This is a genomic window from Pseudoalteromonas sp. JC3 (assembly GCF_030291895.1).
Classification (GTDB): domain Bacteria; phylum Pseudomonadota; class Gammaproteobacteria; order Enterobacterales; family Alteromonadaceae; genus Pseudoalteromonas.
This window is the reverse complement of the sequence record NZ_CP127856.1, coordinates 384,592-403,327: the sequence shown is the minus strand read 5'-3', so window position 1 is coordinate 403,327 and position 18,736 is coordinate 384,592. Positions and strand designations below refer to the sequence as shown.

The following is an 18,736-nucleotide window of genomic DNA, read 5'->3' as shown; positions in this document are numbered from 1 at the left end:
TGCGTTACTAAAAATCTACGTTATGCTTGCAGTAGTTTAAGAAAATTATTTCACTCTAAACATGAAGTTAAAGGAAAATCTATTCTCCCGTTGTACCTTGGTATTTGGGCTAATATTGTTTGCGATACTGAGCCAAAGTACTCAAGCGGAAATAACCATCGCGGTTGTAGGCAAAACTAAAAATGACACCTTTTATGAACAATCGTATAAAGGGTGTGTAGACTTTGCGAAACAACATCCAAATGTAGAGTGTATCTACGATGGTGCAGACGACTATCAAGATTTTAGAACGCAAAGCCTAATCATTAATGAACTATTGAGTAAAAAGGTAGACGGGTTATTAATATCAACTACCGATTCAAACTATCTCGTGTCACGTTCACTCAAAAAGGCAAAGCAATTGAAGATACCAGTGATCACTTTTGACTCTGACCTTTTAACAGAGCATAAAGATTACCGTCTCGCCTATGTAGGAACCGATAACTTTGCATTTGGTGTTGCACTTGGAGAAGCCGCTAAACCTTATAAAAAGGCCGCGCTTCAATCGTTTTGTATTCAAACAGGTCATCACTCAACACCTAATTTGGATAAAAGAATCAATGGCATTAGATATGCACTCTCTACACATACAATAGACAACCTTACAAAAACAGAGAATGATCTCAAGCAAGGGTGGCAAGAGTACGAACGATGCCCACTTTACACAATGGGTAAACGCGAAGATGCGATAAGCCAACTATTGACCTTGCTAAGTTATGAAAATCCCCCGATTTTTATTGCTGTCGCTGGCTTCGCTCAATTTCACTCTAATTATATTGAACGCGTATTACCATACAAAGAGAAGATCAAAAATAACAATGCTGTGATCATTTCCGCAGATACAGAAGAGATGCAACTTAAAGCTTTGGAAAAGGGACTTTCAACAATCAATATTGGCCAAAACCCCTTCGAAATGGGCCGAAAAGGAGCGGAATTACTTTACAATACGATAGCTCTTGGCCAGTCACCTTCCAAGGACAACTACTACTTAGACTTTCATTACTGCAACCAAACAAACGCTCTTAAATGTACCGTTAACCATTAGCTTTAATGACTTTGTTATACGAAACCCTAGTCTCGGTCAAAATGACGGATAGGTTTCGACATCTATTTTCCACGCCAAGAAAACAATACTAAAGTACCAATTAAAAAGTCTATTTAGAGACGTAAAACATCATAAAATCTGGTTTTTCGGTTACTCATTGACCGCCGACCCAATAAATACGACAATGGTAGTATATTAAGTGATGTTATTGTAAACAAAAAATTTACATTAACTCTATTTTATTGGAGTGGCTATGAAACTTAACTTTACAACCTTAGCGTTAATATCAGTTGTTGGTACAGCAAGTGCTGCCGACAATTTAGTCGTTAACGGCTCGTTTGAAACATCAGGCAATATTTCTGGTGATTGGGCGTTATTTGACAACCTCCAAGGTTGGAATAGAGAAGGTGCCAGATTCGAAATTCAAAAGCAAAGCCTTGGTATTATCGTGCCTCAAAACGGCAATCAATACCTAGAGCTTGACTCAACTGCAAATTATACAATCTACCAGAATATCCCAACAACGGCTGGAAAAAAGTATAAAGTGAGTTTTTATTACTCGCCTCGAGTGGTAAACAATAACTCAACTAATCGTGCACGTGCATGGTTTGGTGACAACACACTAGTGACGATGAATGCAACGACCCGAGGCTGGACAAAGTACGAGTATACGGTTGAAGCGACTGGTAGTTCGACACAATTACGCTTTCAGGGGTTAGGCACTTCTGACTCATATGGTGCGTTACTAGACAACGTAGTCGTAACAGAAGAGGAAGACGTTACACCTCCAGAGCCTCCAGTAACTTGTAAAGTAGGCGTGTATGGCATCAATAACTTTGGTGAAGACAGCAATAGCTATGTTTATAAATTCGACATGGTTAATGGTACCTATGCATACGTTGATGGCGTCGCTAATACAGCTTCAAACATTGCTGCGCACAATGGTGCACTTTACTTTATGGAACAAAACGACAGTGCATCTAAAGCTTCATCACTTTGGAAGGTTTCACTAGATAGTGCAGAGCAGACTTTAGCTGCTAATGCAGTTTCATGGCCATTATACCGTTCAGCAGTAACGCCAGACGGTACTAAATTACTTGCAAGCAGCAAAACTTATCTTTATGAGTTTGATATGCAAACAGGCGCAAAAACAGTGCTTGGAAAACTAAGCTATGCAGGTGACGACTTCTCACACGGTGATATCGCTTATTCAGCAGATACTAACGTGATTTACGTACTAACAGGTAAAGCACTTTACACGCTAGATAAAGGCGACATGTCTTTAGATCTCGTTGGCGAGCATGGTGTAAATTGGGCATCGGGTTTAGCAGTAAGCTCAGACGGCACCTTATACGTATCTGGCCGTAACTCAGGTGAAGACGCGAAGATCTACACACTAGATCCAAACACTGCAGAAGCAACCTTTGTAATGGATGGCCCTGAGCACATCAACGACTTAACGTACGTAGCCAACTACTGCGAATAAATTAAGAAACAAGTAGACTGTAGACAAGGCGAGGGAAAACCCTCGCTTTTTTCGTTTTGGCGCTTTGACGCGACCTACCTATTTAACATAACGTAAATTATAGGCTTATCTACACAGTATTGCATAATATGTGCAGATGTCACTATAATATGTCCAATACTAACCAATATCGGACTTATCATGATTTTACCATTGGTCGACACCTTAAAGCAGCTTAGGTATCAAATCGCCCATCTTGAAGATGATACGCTTGGGCATGAATATCCAGAGCTGGAAAAATTCTTGGCTCGTCAAGGTAAATCAATACCGGTACATAGCGAGCTACAGTTCCTATTTCAGTTTTTGTATGTTTACGGTCGTAAGTCTGAAGCAACTTTTAACCGCTTTCGTAATGAGCTTGAGCGCTTTTATTTATGGTCGTGGCTGGTTGCTGAGAAGTCAGTGTTTGAGCTAAAACGCGAAGACATCGAGGCATATGTGGATTTTGTGGTAGAGCCAGATAACGCATGGACACAAACTTCTGTGCAGTGGCGTTATAAGCAAAACCAAGGTATCCGTCAGGTTAACGAAAATTGGCGGCCATTTGTTCTCAAAGAAAACGGTGCTAGCCAGCAAACGTTGGCAGCAATGTTTACCGCGCTCAATGTGTTTTACAAGTTTGCCATTTTAGAAGAAAAATCATTTGCTAACTTTGTTCCAGTGGTTAAGAAAAATAGCCCGTATTTAGTGGTTCAATCGCAAATCAACCTTCCTGATACGCTGAGTGATTTGCAATGGGAATATGTTTTTGGTGTAACACGTGATTTAAGTGAACAGCAGCCGGACCTAGAAAGAAATCTTTTCGTATTAGCTTGCTTAAAAGGCTTGTATTTACGCATTTCAGAGCTATCTGACCGCCCTCATTGGTCACCAGTAATGAGCCACTTTTGGCAAGATCAAGATGACTTTTGGTACCTAAGAATTATGGGTAAAGGCAATAAGCTAAGGGATGTAACGCTTAGCGAAGACTTTATCAGTTATTTAAAGCGTTACCGGCAGTACCGGGGGTTAAGCGCCCTACCTCGCGTTGATGAGCCCTACCCAATTGTTCATAAACTAAGGGGCCAAGGCGGTATGAATGTTCGTCAATTACGCCGTATTGTTCAGCAAAGTTTTGACTTAGCAGTGGCTAAACTAAAGGAAGATGGCTTTACAGAAGAGTCAGAGCAACTCGAAGCCGCAACTTCACACTGGCTAAGACATACAGGTGCAACGCATGATGCGCAACACCGCCCGCTAAAACACCTATCTGAAGATTTAGGTCACGCTAAAATCGCAACAACAGATCAAATTTATATTCAAACCAATATTAAAGAACGCGCCAAATCGGGTTTGAAACGGAAGATTTAGGCTCAGAGCGTTCGGTCTGGATTTTAAGGAGTATATATGAGCTCAAGATCATTGGTAATAATTGAAGATGACTTAGGCCTTGCGGAACTGCTTAGGCGCTTCTTTGAAAAACATGGTTTTATCGTGAGTATCCAAAATGATGGAGTGAGCGGATTGGCGCATGTCCTGCAACTTCAGCCGGATTTTGTATTGCTTGATTTGATGTTGCCAAATAAAGATGGTTTCGAGATCTGCAGGTCACTACAAAACAGGTACAATGGTAAATTGATTGTGTTAACCGCGAGTCACGATGATATAGACGAAATTACGCTATTAGAAATGGGGGCTGATGACTTTATTCATAAGCCAGTCAACCCACGAATTATCCTAGCGAGATTTCGAAAACTAGTTCGCCTAGCAGAAGAAAGTGAGAATAAACAGCAAAACGGGCACGTGATCCGTGTTGGCCCCTTCTCATTTAACTCATCGACAAGGCAAGCAAGCCAAGATGGTATACCGCTTGGTCTCTCAGACAGTGAATACACATTATTCCATTTTTTGGCGTCTAATGTTGACTCTATTCTAAGTCGCGACCAGATTTCAACTCAGCTGTACGGCCGCTCATTTGATGGTTTCGATCGTACAGTTGACAATAAAATCATGAAGATAAGAAAGATTATCGGTGATGAAATGCCCTATCAACACCTCATCACTGTAAGAGGGAAAGGATATATTTTTGTAAATAGCAAGGAAACTGAATGACAAGCATACGTTTTGCATTTGCAAGCTTACTCTTTGCTAGTTTGTTTTTAGTGATAAATCCCTTTTTGACTTCTCTAGCTACAAGTTATTTCTCAAAAGAGCTGAAAAAGGATGTAGAGCTTGATTATCTAGCCTATGTTTATGCTTTAGATGCAGCTCGCCCTGGCTTGGATGATGCTCAGTGGCAAGCTTTACTTGCCCAGATCTCAGAAAAAAGTAATCTAAAAGTACAGACACTAGATAGACCTGCATTTGAGCAAACGACTAAGTTAGTCATCGAAAACGTTTATGATGAGGAATTACAAACCGTAATCGCAAAAATACAAGGTAAAGAGTTAATAGCGTTTTCTGCGCTTGGAGTGCAAGGCTCTGCAGGGGCGATCCTCAATTTTATTCAGTATGGTTTACCCTTAGGACTAATCCTAGTCCTATTTTTGTTGCACTCACTTTGGTTGCAATTTCGACTTTCTAGGTTAGAACATGCTAGTAAATTAATTGCACAAGGATTGTTATCTAAACGTGCTGATACCGGACTTTTAGCAGTCGGACGTGTCAATTACGCCTTTAATCAAATGGCTGAAAAATTAGAGTTTGCCTTTGCACAGCAAAGGAATATGATCAGAGCCGTATCTCACGAGCTCAAAACGCCATTATTCCGACTTCAGCTCAAGCTTGAGTTGCTTGATGTTCCACCAAAGAACAAAAATCTGGTTCGAGAGTTATTTGAGGAATGTGAAGAGCTTGAAATGCTGGTGCATGAGATTTTGGAGTTCAGTAAAGTAGAACAGTTTTCCGCAAAGACCAGCGTTTCCAATTTTGATTTGAGTACACTAATTAATGAATACATCGTCACTTTAGAAAAGTATTGTAATCACCCTATAATTATAAATTGTCCAAACTCAGTATGGATAAGAGCCTGCCAAACAGATGTTAAACGCGTGCTTCATAACTTAATTGTTAATGCTGATAAATTTGCAGTCGAGCAGATCCGTGTTTCACTAAGTTTATGTAACGCTCAACTTCTCTTAACTGTGGAAGATGATGGCATTGGCATTGCAGAAGATAAACATGAGTTAGTCTTCCAAGCCTTTTTTACGGTAGATGAAAGTCGCTCAGGAAGAAGACGGGGTGCAGGCCTTGGCTTGACCATCGTAAAAGAAACTTTATTGAACTATGACGCTGAGGTCTCGGTAAGCAGAAGTGAACTCGGTGGCGCATGTCTAACTATCAATTTGTCCCCAATGTTGATCTATTAACTATGACAAACCCCTGACAAATCCGCGACAATCAAATCACTACTTACACTTTAAAATAACTTCATATTTTAATCGATAGGAAGTTATGATGAAAAAATTCAACTTAAGACCGATCACTTTAATCTTGTGTATCGGCCTTGCTGGTTGCCACTTTGACGAAAATAAAAGCAGCGTAGAGGTTGTTCAACAAACGCAAAGAAATGAGCTTTGGTATTCGGAACATTATGGTGAAATAAAACAAATAGTTGATGAGCGTCTAGTGACCTGGCAAGTAACAGGCTCCTCTTGCTATCCAATTCTGACATTAGACCCTCTTCCGTTATTTGATGCGTTTAGCGCCAAAAGTGCAGGCTTGCTTACCTATAAACGACCCTACGATTCTGGCCCTGTAAAATACACTGAAATATCCAGTCTCGATGAAGTCTGTAAAGACGGATTTATATCTACCTCAGATAAAAGTGACTATACCTTTGACGCACAGGCAATCTTTGAACTTTTTTGGCTGGATATGAAAAATCACTATGCATTTTTCTCTGAGCGTAATGTAGATTGGGACGCTGTTTATAACCAGTATGCTGGGCAGCTAAGTGATGCCAATGAGACAAACCTACTAGGCGTATTTCGTGAAATACTTGAACTACTAAATGATGGTCACACCAGGCTTTATTTTAGCCTTGAAGAAGAACCGATAAATTTTGAAGCTAAACCTACCCTATTCAAAAGGTTAGAACGAGAAGCAGTTGATCTAAACTTGACTGGTGAGCCTGCTGAAAAATATATTGAAACGCAAACGAATCAACTACAAATGACGATTGCACAATATCTGGATCAAGAGACAAAGCAAGACTTTATAATACGTAAACAGCAAAGTCCGAATGGCCCTAATTGGGGAGTGATTAACACTGGTGGTCAACATATTGGTTATTTGAAACTCTATCATTTTCAAAACTTTATTGATGTAGCAGGTATTGAGCGTCAAGATATTAGTTATGCCAATGCGGCTTTCAACGATTTACTGGATGAAATTTTCACAGACTTATCCCGTACTAATCAGCTGATTATTGATATTCGCGATAATGAAGGTGGCCATGACATACAAGCACTAGAATTAATCAAGCGCTTTATCTCACAAAATACGCTTGTTTGGGATATTAGTACATTTTATGATGGGGCGTTGCATCAGCTGACATCGGTTTATGCAGAGCCTGATAATGACAGGCCATATTATCTTAAAGATATTTATCTTCTAACCTCAAACGGTACTTTCAGTGCTGGCGAAACCTTTGCGTTGGCGATGTCTGCGCTCCCTCAAGTAACACTGGTAGGACGCGCTACAGCTGGTGCTACCTCTGATACTTTTCCACGGATGCTGCCTAATGGTTGGATTTATGAGCTTAGTAATGAGTACTATGAAAATAGTTTGGATTTGAATGTGGAAGTGCTAGGTGTTCCTGTTGACGTTGAAGTCGATCCCTTCGACATCACATTTAGAAAAGAGAACAAAGATGCGGCGATTGAAAAAGTATTGTCACTACTAAGCTATGAGCCTTAACTATGAAAAAAGGACATCCACCGATGTCCTTTTTATCATTTAAGGATTTTAGCAAAAAAACGATGGATTGAACTACTACATTTAACTCAACTAAATAGCATCACTTACGCTTAAAACGAACAATCAACTCGTGCATTTCTTTAGCAGTCGATTCTAGGTCTTTACTCTCTTGATGCACTTTGTCCGCGCTATCTAGGCTGTTGTTTGCAAGCTGTGCAATGTTTACGACTTGCTGATTAATGTCATCAGACACGGCCGCTTGTTGCTCAACCGAAGTTGCAATTTGCATCGACATATCACTAATTTGGATAACCGCTTGGGTGATTTGTTGTAGCATATCGGTGCTTTGATTCAGCTGTTCAATACCGTGAAGCGATTCTTCTTGGCCTTGCTGAGCAATGTCTACTGACGCTTGTGTGCTGCTGGTTAGTTCTTCAATAATTGCATGGATCTCTTTCGTCGACTCTTGTGTGCGCTGTGCTAGATGTCTAACTTCATCAGCAACTACTGCAAAGCCCCTACCTTGCTCACCAGCTCGCGCAGCTTCAATTGCTGCATTTAGTGCTAGCAAATTAGTTTGCTCAGCGATTTGTTCGATAATTTGTGCGGCTGCTGCAATTTTATCAGTTTGTTTAGAGACACCTTCAACAGAATTGCGGATGTCAGCAATGGTATTACTTAAATCACCAAAAGCAATTTTAGTTTTATTAGCGATCTGTTCTGTTTGAGAAGTCAAATCAAGGGAGTTCTGAGCATCTTTAGCACTCAGTTGCACGCTGTTAGAGACATCGTTGATGGTTGTTGTCATTTCATTCATTGCTGTGGCAACAAGCTCAGTCTCAGTTTGCTGCTTTTGTAAATCAGCATAGGTGGCTCGCGCTTCTTTACTCGCCGTATGCGCTCCTTTAGATACGTTTTGCGCCGCATGTTCAACACGCGTAAGAATTGTATCTAGGTGTGCCCTTTCGCTCTTTAAGCGGACTTGGATTGATGCCATAGTACCATCCCAAGTCGAATAAACTTGCTCAGATATCTCATCGCAAAAACTGTGCGCCAACTCAGATTCTAGTCTTCTCAGCTGTTCTTTATCGCGCCAAGTTGCATAGGCTGAATATGCCAGCATATTTGCCATCAACCAAAAAAATCCTGCAGACTCAGAAGCAAAATACCAAAGTGCCAGTGATGAGATGATGTTAAAGACTGGCCAAACCACGCGTAATTTGGGAAGACCGAAACTGCTTCCTTTATTAGTATTTACGTTTGTATAAAGTTGACTTGCCCGTTCAACCGTAGCCCTGTCTGGGCAGCTTCTAACCGACTCATAGCCAATGATTTTGCCATTTTCTGTTATTGGCGTTACATAGGCATCTACCCAGTAGTGATCACCATTTTTACAGCGGTTTTTTACGATCCCCATCCATGGCTTGCCTGTTTTAAGCTGCGTCCACATTGTTTGAAACGCCACAGGTGGCATATCTGGATGTCGTACTATATTATGAGGTTGACCAACTAACTCATCACGAGAAAATCCACTAACATCAACAAACGCTTGATTGCAGTCAATAATATTTCCTTTCAGATCAGTGACGGAGATGAGTTTTACATCGCGAGGAAAGGTTTTTTCTCTTTGGGTTACTGGGTGGTTGGTTCTCATTAGACAAGTCCAAAACTAACAAAAAATTGATTTTCCCTTAAATATTTGCAGAAAAATACGCCCTCAATCCATGAATAGCAATAGAGAAGGGATTAATTAACGATAATTACAACTATAGTGTGAGTTAATTTTAGGCGCAAATTGATTTATGCCAGTTTAGATCGAAATTAGGCTTACTCCCGTATAGCCTTTCTTGTAAAATAACCCTAATAAAATGATAATCTAAGGAGCGTTAAGTGTCTCGCTTTTCAGCCATTACAGATAATCCCCATGAAGGCCGATTTAATTCCAAAACGGGCATTCTTATTACGAATTTAGGTAGCCCGGATGCACCGACGGCTAAGGCACTTAGAGTTTATCTTGCGGAGTTTCTCTCCGATCCCCGTATAGTCGAAATTCCAAGGCTAATTTGGTTAATGATTTTACATGGCATAATTTTACGTGTTCGCCCTAAAAAGTCAGCACATGCCTATCAATCAATTTGGACCGATGAGGGCTCCCCGTTGATAACCATTAGTCGAGCGCAAACTGATAAAATAAAGAAGCAGTTACGCAGTGAAGGTTTTGAAAACATCGAAGTTGAACTCGCCATGCGCTATGGCAACCCGTCAATTGAATCAGGGCTTGAGAAATTAAGAGAAAAAGGCATCACAAGAATTATCATCGTGCCACTATATCCTCAATATTCCAGTGCAACGACAGGCTCAACCTTTGATCAGATCTCAAAGGTGCTAAGAGGTTGGCGCTGGGTACCAGAGCTACATTTTATTAATGGCTATCACAAACATCCGCTCTATGTCGAATCTTTAGCTAATTCCATTAGCGAAGATCTTGAGGCGAATGGGGAGCCGGATAAATTGGTATTTTCATATCATGGTACACCAAAGCTATTTTTAGATAGAGGCGACCCGTATCACTGTTTTTGTCAGCAAACGACTCGCTTAGTCGTTGAAAAACTTAATCTTGATAAAGAAAAAGTAATAACTACCTTTCAAAGTCGTTTTGGTAAAGCAGAATGGTTACAACCTTATACGGACAAAACACTTGAGAGTTTTCCCAGTCAAGGTATTAAAAACGTCGCTATTTTAAGTCCGGCTTTTAGTGCAGACTGCTTAGAAACACTCGAAGAGTTAGAAGTTGAAAACCGAGAGGTATTTGAGTCTGCTGGCGGCGAAAAGTATCGCTATATTCCCGCACTAAACGACCGTGATGATCACATTAAAGCGATCACAGCGCTGATAAAACCACTGCTGTAATAAAGACGCAGAAGCAATCTGCTATTTTTAGGTGTGATATCAAAATATCACACCTTTATTTTTCTAACGCACTTTGTGTTTGTTCAGCAAAAGCGTCTGTTGTGAGTAGCTCAAGACAGGCATCTATTGGTTTTGCGGGACTGTAAAAGAATCCTTGAATGTGATGACAACCGAGCTCTCGTAATTTTTCGAGTTGAGTAAACTGCTCTACCCCTTCGGCTATCACACCAATTCCCAACTTATCACTGAGCTTAATGAGGCAGTCAATCATTACTTGTTTGTTGTAATCAGACATCAGGCTGTCGACAAAGCTTTTGTCTATTTTTAGGTAATCCACCTGATTTTCTATCAAGTTACTTAATGATGAATAGCCAGTACAAAAATCATCAAGCGAAACCTTGATCCCATGTTCTCTCAGTTGATTAAGCGTTTTCCAAGTATAGCGATTTGTAGCAAGCGATTCGGTAACTTCAATGGTAATTGCTTCATACGGGATCTTTGCTTTTTCGATGGCACTGGTAATTAACTTCACCTGATTAATACTGGCTTTAAACTCACTAACGGAACGGTTAATAGAGATCCCAACCTCTGTAAAACCAGCTTGGTGGATCTTTGCTAAGTCTTGGCAACTACGCTCAAGTACAAACTGTCCAACTAAATGAATAAGACCAAATTCTTCAGCAATAGGAATGAAAGTACCTGGTGATACCATTCCGTATTCATCATCAAACCAACGTACTAGGGCTTCAAACTTTGTGATGTGGTTGGTATCAGCATTAACGATCGGTTGATAATAAACAGTAAGCGCTCCTTCTTTCAGTGCCTGCTTTAACTTGTCTTTAAGCTTTATTTTATTTAAATAGGCATTTTGAATTGCCGCATTGTGTAAGGCTACCTGTCCGCGCTCGGTCTTTTTCACGCTATTGAGTGCATGCGCTGCGTTTCTGAGTAAGTTAGCCGCGGTGATCCGAGAGCCAGCCTCGAGCTGTGCAATACCTGTAGAACAAGTGACTTCTATAGTAATTTCATTAAATACATAGGGCTGAGAAAGTTTCAGTGAAAGCTTTTGAGCAATTTTAAGCGCGCTTTCTACATCGCTATGAGTGAGCAATAGCGCAAATTCATCACCACCATATCTTGCGATAATATCATTTTGGCGAACTGCATTTTTTAATCGTTTAGCTACAGAAATAAGTACCTTATCGCCAATCTCCGGACCAAAAACATCGTTCACTTCTTTAAACCTGTCTAAGCCAATGAAAAGCAGTGAACAACTGGTATTGTTACTTCTAGAGCCCGATATTTGTTCTTCCAATCGCTGCATAAAACTGCGGCGATTTAATAATGCTGTTAATGGTTCATGGTTGGCGTAGAAGGTAAGTTGAGACTCGTTACGCTTCCATTCGGTAATATCTCTAAAAATGCCGACGTAGTTAGCAACTCGACCTTGCTCATCCTTCACCACACTCAGTGTTAATTCCTCAGGATAAATCTGACCGTTCTTGCGACGGTTGTGGATCTCTCCTTTCCAATGGCCAACCGTGCTCAATGATGCCCACATGGCTTCATAGAATGATTTATCTTGCTTACCAGATGATAACACCGCGGGGTCTTGGCCCAATAATTCGTAGCCGGTATAACCCGTTAGCCGCTCAAAAGCACGATTCACCATAATGATTTTATTTTCATTATTGGTGATCATAATGGCTTCTGTAGCATGCTCGAACACAACATTAGTGAGTTCGAGCTGTTTATTTAGCGATGAAATATAGCTAATATCTTGAATAGTCGCAGTGAATACAAACTCATCGCTATGCTGCTCATCAGACTCTACTTGCCCAATAATTCTTAATAACCCATGATTTTCCGTGCGAGCGGCCAATGAAACTTGCAAATCAGTATTGCGAACGGCACCTAACCTCACTTTTTCTAATGCAATCCGCAGCCTTTCACTATCTTCTATCGTGAGTTTATCGAGCAATAATGACAGCGACGGAGAATGAGCTTTTGTCTTAAGTAGATGATTTAGGTGGGGGGAAAAGTAGTGCTTATTTTGTTTAAGTTGCCATGTCCATGTGCATAGGTCCGCTATTTGCTCACCTTTTGCAAGTTGCTTTAGTAAAATACCTTGTTTAGTCAATTCTAAATTGTGGTTAAGCTCCGTTGAGATCAGGTGTCCTAACTCTTGAAACCACAATTTTTCTTCAAAGCTGACTTGTTTTTCTTTATTAAACAAACAGACCATTATTCCTATTGGTTTGTGATCTAAGGCCCTTAGCGTTACCCCTAAATACCCCTCTATACTAAGAACACGAAGAATTTCATCTTCTTCATAAAGTTGTTGCAAGCCACTGGTAACACTGCAAACTTCGTTACTTGCTTTAGCATCAAAACACGGCGTCCCTTCTAGGTCATAAATAATATTATCGACTTCTTTACCATCCGCCAGGTACATAACGGTCTTTACGCGCTTATCGTTATCGATAAACTTACCCACAAAACAATGATCCGCATCAAACCGTTCAAACAGCTGTTTCAATGCAAATTGATATCGCTGATTAGTGGATGTTAAATTGTAAAAATGGCTAAACGTTAAATTCATAGAAGTCTGTATGGCTAATTCTCGACCAAGATTTTTGTTTAATAAATAATAATAGCTTATTAAACTACATAGAATATAAATACAGATCAATAAATTTGCTTTTTGAAAAGAAATTGAGTCTAGTAAAAGCAAGATAGCGCCGATTGGCGCTATCTAAGAAGAAAATTTGTTTATCTACAGTTGTGGTTGCACGTCCAAGCCATAACCAAACATCACAGCGAGTACCAATACAGTTGCCGCTGCTACCATGAGTTTAGCCATTAACGGCATACAGAATCTAAACCAATGGGTATATGGGACGCCAGCCATGCCGAGTATCCCCATTAATACTGCATTGGTCGGTACTATCATGTTTGAGAAACCATCACCAAACTGATACGCAAGTACTGCAACTTGCCTTGGTACACCAACTAGGTCACCTACTGGAACCATCAATGGCATGGTAACATAAGCCTGACCAGAGCCCGAAGGTATGAACATATTTAAAAGCGTTTGGATAAGTAACATACCAACAGCTGAAACTTCCGCAGCGACATAAGAAAGTGGTGTTGAAAGACCATGTACAATCGTATGAAGAATTTGACCATCCTCTAGAATTAGTGCAATACCGCGAGCTACACCAATAAGCACTGCAGTAGTAACAAGATCTGAGACTCCTTCGATAAATCGGTTTGCGGCTTCATCAGCTGAAAGTTTACCAAGAATTGAAATAACGATACCCCAGGCGATAAATAAGCCACCTAGTTCGTAGAGATACCATCCTTGAGTCGCAATACCCCAAACCGCACAGACAAGCGTAACAATGAAGGTAAGTAGAATCGTTCTATGACGACCATTAAGCTGCGGATAGCTTGGCGCAGCCTGACCTGCCAGTGGGCAAGGCACGTCTTTCATCATAGAGTGCTCAGGGTTTTGCTGTACCTTTTTTGTATAGCTCCATACATGATGAAAGCCAATCAGTACAAATGGAACAAAAATAGCAAATCTCAACCATATGCCCGAATAGACTGGTACTTCAGCAATTTGCTGAGCAATTAATACCGTAAATGGGTTGAATGCCGAGACACCGTAACCAATACCATAGCCGGCAATGATCATACCAACAGCGGTCATGGCATCCAGCTTCATTGCTTTACAGAGTGCAACTAAAATCAGCACAAACGGGATGTATTCGCCTGCTGTACCAATAGCGCTTGACGCGATTGCAAAACAGAACACTACCATAAAAATGAGTTTTTGTGGTTTATCGCCATTTTTCTCAAGTAAACGACCGATCAACGCATCAACGGTGCCTGTTGCACGTGCGATTGCGAGTACACCACCAACAATCATAACGAAAAAGATTACGTCTTGCGCAGCAGCAAACGCACGAGGAATAGCTTTTAGCAGATCCCAAGGTGTAAGATGAACAGACTCTTCTGCAATATGGTAGGTACCAGCAAGCACAACCTGCCTGCCAGAGTCAGTAGTTGCAGTATCAAAAAAGCCTTGTGGAATAATCCAAGTCGACAGTAATGCAATTAGCATCATACCTAGTAGCAGGACTAGTGTATGAGGAACTTTCAATGTTTTTGCCATGGAAAGTACAGCTCCAAATTTGGTAACGGTAAAATTGCAACGCATCTTACCGATATTCGGAGCAAATTTCACTTTTTAATATCAAATTTCCAATTATGCTACATTGTGATTGGCTAAAACGGCATGTTCAACACGGTTCCTGCCGTTTGCTTTCGCCTGATATAGACTTCTGTCTGCAAGTTTAAGTGCATGATGCAAATCCTCAGAGCACAGCGGCCAGTGAGAGATACCAAGTGAAATCGTAATATGCCCAGCTTCACCAAACTCAGTTTCAGCGGTACATGCACGCAAGCGTTCTGCAATTATGTCTGCTTTATCAATGTCTACATATGGCAAAAACATTAAAAACTCTTCTCCACCGCTACGACATAAGTGATCTTGTTCACGTGCATTAGTGCGCATCAGCTCGGCGAGTTTTCTGATTACTACATCACCAACATCGTGGCCGTAAGTATCATTCACATGTTTGAAGTGATCGATATCGAGCGCAATAATACTAAACGGAGTTTGCTGCTCATAGGCAGTCTCCAGCCACTTTTCCATTCCTCGTCTATTGAATAAATGAGTAAGCTGATCTTGCTTTCTTTCATCGTCAAAGCGTTGGATCTGTGCTCCTAAGTTCTTAACACTGCTGTGCATTGCCTGATAAAGCCATGCGGCTTCATAATACCATGTAGATACATGTGGAAAATCTATGTTTCTACCATCTTGCACTTGCTCTGATAACTTAGCTAATCGCCATAGGGGCTTTGCTATTAAGGTTCCGAGTCCAAGTACACAAATTAACAAAAGTACAGTAAATGGAATGGTAGTTTTGAGTACGTGCCGCATAGTATTAGAAAGGTGCGACATGGTAACTTCTAACGGACGTTGTGCTACTACGCCCCAACCACTTGTGGGAACCAGAGCATAGCCCGCAAGCATCGCAACGCCTTGGGTATTTATCACTTGTGCTGACCCTGAAACTTTATTAAGCAGAGACCCAACAACTTCATTTTCAGTGACATCTTGTCCTATTCGATGATCGTCATGATGATAAATAAGTTTACCATTTGGCCCAGTAACAAAAATATAGGTTTTGTCCTTATGATGGTGGTTAGCAAGAAGCCGCCCTAAGATATTATCTCCTTTTAGATAAATCCCAGCTGCGATAAAGCCGACAAATTTACCTTCTCTATCAAACATTGGGTGTGTTGGGCTCACCATCAAATTTCCGGCGGGAGAGATAAATGGCCCTACAATGAAAGGTGCCTGTTTACGAAGTGGCGATGTTTCGGCTTCATTTATAAGCGTAGTCCCAACAACACCGAGTGAACTGGGTTGAGCACCGACAATTTCTCCATCGGCGTTGACTAGCACGATTGAATCAAAACTATGAGTTCGAGTAAGCATTTGCTTAAGTTCGTTATCGACCAACTCTGGGTTATCTAGCTCCGAGGCGATAGTTTCGCTCGACGCTTTTAATTGCATCAAAACTGATTGTAAAAAGAGATCAGTAACATCCGCGAGCTTAGTTGCATAAGCGCGATTTGCCTCCAAGGTATCTTTTACCATCACTTGCTTTTGAACTTGGTAGCTTGAGAACAGAGCGTTTAGCAACGAAGTAAATACGCATAATGTGGCAAGAATGAGTATGAGCTTTTTGAGGTCTAACCAATGTTTTGCTTTATTTATTTGTACCACTAAGAATTCTCTTTAATGTACTTCCATGACATTTTAGCTATTCGTTTGAATGAAACAGTTAATCTATATCAAACTTCTGGTCAGACCAATAACGAATAAGAACGTGCACATTCTGTGTGCCGGTATTATAACCACATAGCCAAAAATATTTAGTTTTTTGAACGGATTATTGGTATTGTCTCAGCTATCAGGTGTAAAATAATCTGAACATAAATACAGCGAAGTTCTAATGAAGAAAAAGACTACCAATCCACTAGTTGGCCACTTTACACTTGCTTGCCTTGCACTCGCGGCGATATGGATGTTCGTATCTGATAAAGATGCATTGCTTGTCCTTAATTCCTTGGTTCTTGTCTATATTGTCTTTGCTTTAGCAAAACGATTAATGAAGGCTTCCAATAAAAAGTAGCGCGCTTTACTGCTTTTGTTCAGAGCCTCGTTATTTATCGGCTCTGAACACAATAAATGGCCTGTTTTACTGCCTAACCAGCTTTAATAGGTTTTCCCCCCTACTATCAAGCTCATTAAGTGGCTTAAGCCCCATAATGTGTGTAAGTGTTGGGTAAACTTCTAAATTGCTAGCTTGTTCTATCGTTACACCCGATTTAAAGGCAGGGCCACTTGCGACAAAAAATGCGGCCATATCAGGTGTCACCTCATACCCATGCGTACCATAATAGCCTTGCTTGCCTTTTTGCATAAAGACAATAGGCGCTTTTGCTTGCAGGATAATGTCACCGATACGAGAAGACTCACCGCCATTTAATTGCAGTTTTCGCTCACGATTTAATACTTTATAACGACCATTCGCTTTTTTACGTAACTGCTGTATAAGCGTCTCTGTTTCAAGGACTTTATCACCTAACGCATAAAGTGACACCCTCGTTCCGCTATTTTTTATCGTCCAATCTTCAGGTATATCTAGCTCTTCGAGGATCACGGCTTTGCTTGGCTCTACGCTTGCCATACCGTGGTCAGAAACGAGTACTAAGTTCACTTTAATTTTGTCCCTTTTCAAAACAGCGACAAAATCTCCAATTAAGCCATCAACAAATTGTACCGCTTCTCTCGTTTTTTCATGATCTGGTCCGTATTCATGACCCATGGTATCCACTAGAGAAAAGTAGCTGGCGACAAACAATGGTTTTTCGCTTTTTGGTAATTTTAGCCAGTTGTGTATTTCATTTAGACGGTTCTTGTAATCAGCTTGTTTTGAATAGTGATAGTAATAGTCAGGCGTCATACCATTGATTCTAGCGTCTGATTCAGGCCAGAAATACGCGGCAGACTTATACCCGTGCATTTTTACAAGATTCCATAACGGAATACCACTTATCCACGAGCTATCCACTTTACCCATTCCCATCTTATAACACTCTTCACGCTTCTTATCACAAAAGTAATTATCGACAATGCCATGATTGATTGGTTTTAAACCCGTAACAATAGATAAGTGATTCGGAAATGTCTTAGTCGGATATTGAGGCCATAGCTTAGTCGCGCGGACGCCCTGCTTCGCAAGATTTGCAATATTCTTTGCATCGTGTTTTTCAATGTAATCCCATCTAAACCCATCAATGGAGATCAATATGGTTGTCGCGCGCTCAGCAAAAGCAGTGCAACTAAAGATAGATAAGGTGAAAAGGAGGATTCTTAACATGTATAAATTCCCGTGTCATGTGAGTACCGCTGCAAAAGTAGGAGGCTGTGCAGCATAATCCGTGTGATTGTGGCCGCATTAAATCACAATGATTTGAAATTTATATTGATTTGCGGTCAGTGGATGGCAATTATAGATATTCGGGGAAGGTTAACTTTCACTATGTTGTAGTTGAGCTTAATTAATGCTTGATCTAAGTCAAAGTGACCTTTATATTAAAGTTTCAATAATTACTGAAAGTTTAGAACAATGAACTTATCACCAAAAATAGAAAATTTTGTACTTCATTGCGGCGAAATGGGAAGCCGTTGGGGTTTCAACAGAACTATAGGACAAATGGTTGGTTTGTTGGTTATTAATGAAAAACCATTAACAGCGAACGAAATCGCCGATGCGTTAAAAATTTCACGCGGTAACGTGAGTATGGGAATAAAAGAATTGCAATCTTGGCAACTAGTTAAGGTGCATCATATTCCCGGCGACCGTAAAGAATACTACTCTCCAAACGGCTCTATTTGGGATCTCGCTAACCGCGTATTTGAAGAGAGAAGAAAAAGGGAAATCGACCCAACACTAACTCTACTTCGTGACCAAATCCTAGATAGCGCCAACTCACCAGAAGAAGTGTATGCACAGCAGCAAATGCAATCCATTCATGACCTACTTGAAACCGTCACTAAGTGGTCAGCGGAACTTCAACGCCTATCACCAGAGCAATTGCAATCGTTGATGAAGCTCGGTTCTTCTGTGAGTAAAGTAATAGATTTAAAGGATAAATTATTACGTAAGTCTTAA

Annotated in this window: 13 protein-coding genes; 8 read left to right on the top strand and 5 right to left on the bottom strand. The window is 40.6% G+C overall.

From position 1 onward, the window contains the following. Positions 1-97: 97 nt before the first annotated feature. From QSH61_RS20545 to QSH61_RS20520, 6 genes are all read left to right on the top strand, one after another. Positions 98-1,084 (top strand): substrate-binding domain-containing protein, encoded by a 987-nt coding sequence (locus tag QSH61_RS20545; RefSeq protein WP_206472063.1) that lies wholly within the window; start codon positions 98-100, stop codon positions 1,082-1,084. Between the two features lie 253 nt (positions 1,085-1,337). Next, entirely contained in the window at positions 1,338-2,570 is a 1,233-nt protein-coding gene (locus QSH61_RS20540; protein ID WP_174169215.1) for a DUF642 domain-containing protein, read from the top strand. 180 nt (positions 2,571-2,750) lie between these two features. Continuing rightward, complete coding sequence (locus QSH61_RS20535; protein ID WP_102058052.1) at positions 2,751-3,959, top strand: tyrosine-type recombinase/integrase; 1,209 nt, start codon at positions 2,751-2,753, stop codon at positions 3,957-3,959. A gap of 36 nt (positions 3,960-3,995) precedes the next feature. After that, entirely contained in the window at positions 3,996-4,700 is a 705-nt protein-coding gene (locus QSH61_RS20530) for a response regulator transcription factor (protein ID WP_174169221.1), read from the top strand. Then, the gene (locus QSH61_RS20525; protein WP_206472002.1) at positions 4,697-5,956 is read left to right on the top strand and encodes a sensor histidine kinase; all 1,260 of its coding nucleotides are present in this window, start codon (positions 4,697-4,699) and stop codon (positions 5,954-5,956) included. The genes QSH61_RS20530 and QSH61_RS20525 overlap by 4 nt, the downstream gene beginning before the upstream one ends. Before the next feature lie 85 nt (positions 5,957-6,041). After that, positions 6,042-7,508, top strand: coding sequence for a S41 family peptidase (locus QSH61_RS20520; protein ID WP_286124306.1), 1,467 nt, complete (start codon positions 6,042-6,044; stop codon positions 7,506-7,508). Between the two features lie 100 nt (positions 7,509-7,608). On the opposite strand, the gene QSH61_RS20515 is transcribed toward QSH61_RS20520, so the two are convergent. After that, on the bottom strand, positions 7,609-9,162 hold the full coding sequence (locus QSH61_RS20515; protein ID WP_174169224.1) for a methyl-accepting chemotaxis protein: 1,554 nt from the start codon (positions 9,160-9,162) through the stop codon (positions 7,609-7,611). A 236-nt stretch (positions 9,163-9,398) separates the two neighbouring features. Here QSH61_RS20515 and hemH point away from each other — a divergent pair, with 236 nt between their 5' ends. Beyond that, complete coding sequence (gene hemH / locus QSH61_RS20510; RefSeq protein ID WP_174169225.1) at positions 9,399-10,418, top strand: ferrochelatase; 1,020 nt, start codon at positions 9,399-9,401, stop codon at positions 10,416-10,418. Between the two features lie 55 nt (positions 10,419-10,473). Here hemH and QSH61_RS20505 read toward each other — a convergent pair whose 3' ends face one another. The 4 genes from QSH61_RS20505 to QSH61_RS20490 all read right to left on the bottom strand — a co-directional run bounded on the left by QSH61_RS20505 (position 10,474) and on the right by QSH61_RS20490 (position 17,941). Beyond that, positions 10,474-13,020, bottom strand: coding sequence for a putative bifunctional diguanylate cyclase/phosphodiesterase (locus QSH61_RS20505; RefSeq protein ID WP_102058048.1), 2,547 nt, complete (start codon positions 13,018-13,020; stop codon positions 10,474-10,476). Positions 13,021-13,194: 174 nt separating this feature from the next. After that, positions 13,195-14,598, bottom strand: coding sequence for a YfcC family protein (locus QSH61_RS20500; protein ID WP_102058047.1), 1,404 nt, complete (start codon positions 14,596-14,598; stop codon positions 13,195-13,197). Between the two features lie 93 nt (positions 14,599-14,691). After that, positions 14,692-16,281: a sensor domain-containing diguanylate cyclase gene (locus QSH61_RS20495; protein ID WP_206472001.1), complete on the bottom strand. Its 1,590-nt coding sequence runs from the start codon at positions 16,279-16,281 to the stop codon at positions 14,692-14,694. A gap of 475 nt (positions 16,282-16,756) precedes the next feature. After that, on the bottom strand, positions 16,757-17,941 hold the full coding sequence (locus tag QSH61_RS20490) for an alkaline phosphatase family protein (protein WP_010605405.1): 1,185 nt from the start codon (positions 17,939-17,941) through the stop codon (positions 16,757-16,759). Positions 17,942-18,190: 249 nt separating this feature from the next. Between QSH61_RS20490 and QSH61_RS20485 the strand changes: the two genes are divergently transcribed. Continuing rightward, a complete protein-coding gene (locus QSH61_RS20485; protein ID WP_010605404.1) occupies positions 18,191-18,736 on the top strand; it encodes a GbsR/MarR family transcriptional regulator in 546 nt (181 codons plus the stop codon).

What these genes read in the sequence shown, in the direction of transcription:
- QSH61_RS20505 (WP_102058048.1), bottom strand. Translation starts at nt 13,020, where the DNA reads ATGAATTTAACGTTTAGCCATTTTTACAATTTAACATCCACTAATCAG.
- QSH61_RS20520 (WP_286124306.1), top strand. Translation starts at nt 6,042, where the DNA reads ATGATGAAAAAATTCAACTTAAGACCGATCACTTTAATCTTGTGTATC.
- QSH61_RS20485 (WP_010605404.1), top strand. Translation starts at nt 18,191, where the DNA reads ATGAACTTATCACCAAAAATAGAAAATTTTGTACTTCATTGCGGCGAA.
- QSH61_RS20530 (WP_174169221.1), top strand. Translation starts at nt 3,996, where the DNA reads ATGAGCTCAAGATCATTGGTAATAATTGAAGATGACTTAGGCCTTGCG.
- QSH61_RS20515 (WP_174169224.1), bottom strand. Translation starts at nt 9,162, where the DNA reads ATGAGAACCAACCACCCAGTAACCCAAAGAGAAAAAACCTTTCCTCGC.
- QSH61_RS20500 (WP_102058047.1), bottom strand. Translation starts at nt 14,598, where the DNA reads ATGGCAAAAACATTGAAAGTTCCTCATACACTAGTCCTGCTACTAGGT.
- QSH61_RS20535 (WP_102058052.1), top strand. Translation starts at nt 2,751, where the DNA reads ATGATTTTACCATTGGTCGACACCTTAAAGCAGCTTAGGTATCAAATC.
- QSH61_RS20490 (WP_010605405.1), bottom strand. Translation starts at nt 17,941, where the DNA reads ATGTTAAGAATCCTCCTTTTCACCTTATCTATCTTTAGTTGCACTGCT.
- QSH61_RS20525 (WP_206472002.1), top strand. Translation starts at nt 4,697, where the DNA reads ATGACAAGCATACGTTTTGCATTTGCAAGCTTACTCTTTGCTAGTTTG.
- QSH61_RS20540 (WP_174169215.1), top strand. Translation starts at nt 1,338, where the DNA reads ATGAAACTTAACTTTACAACCTTAGCGTTAATATCAGTTGTTGGTACA.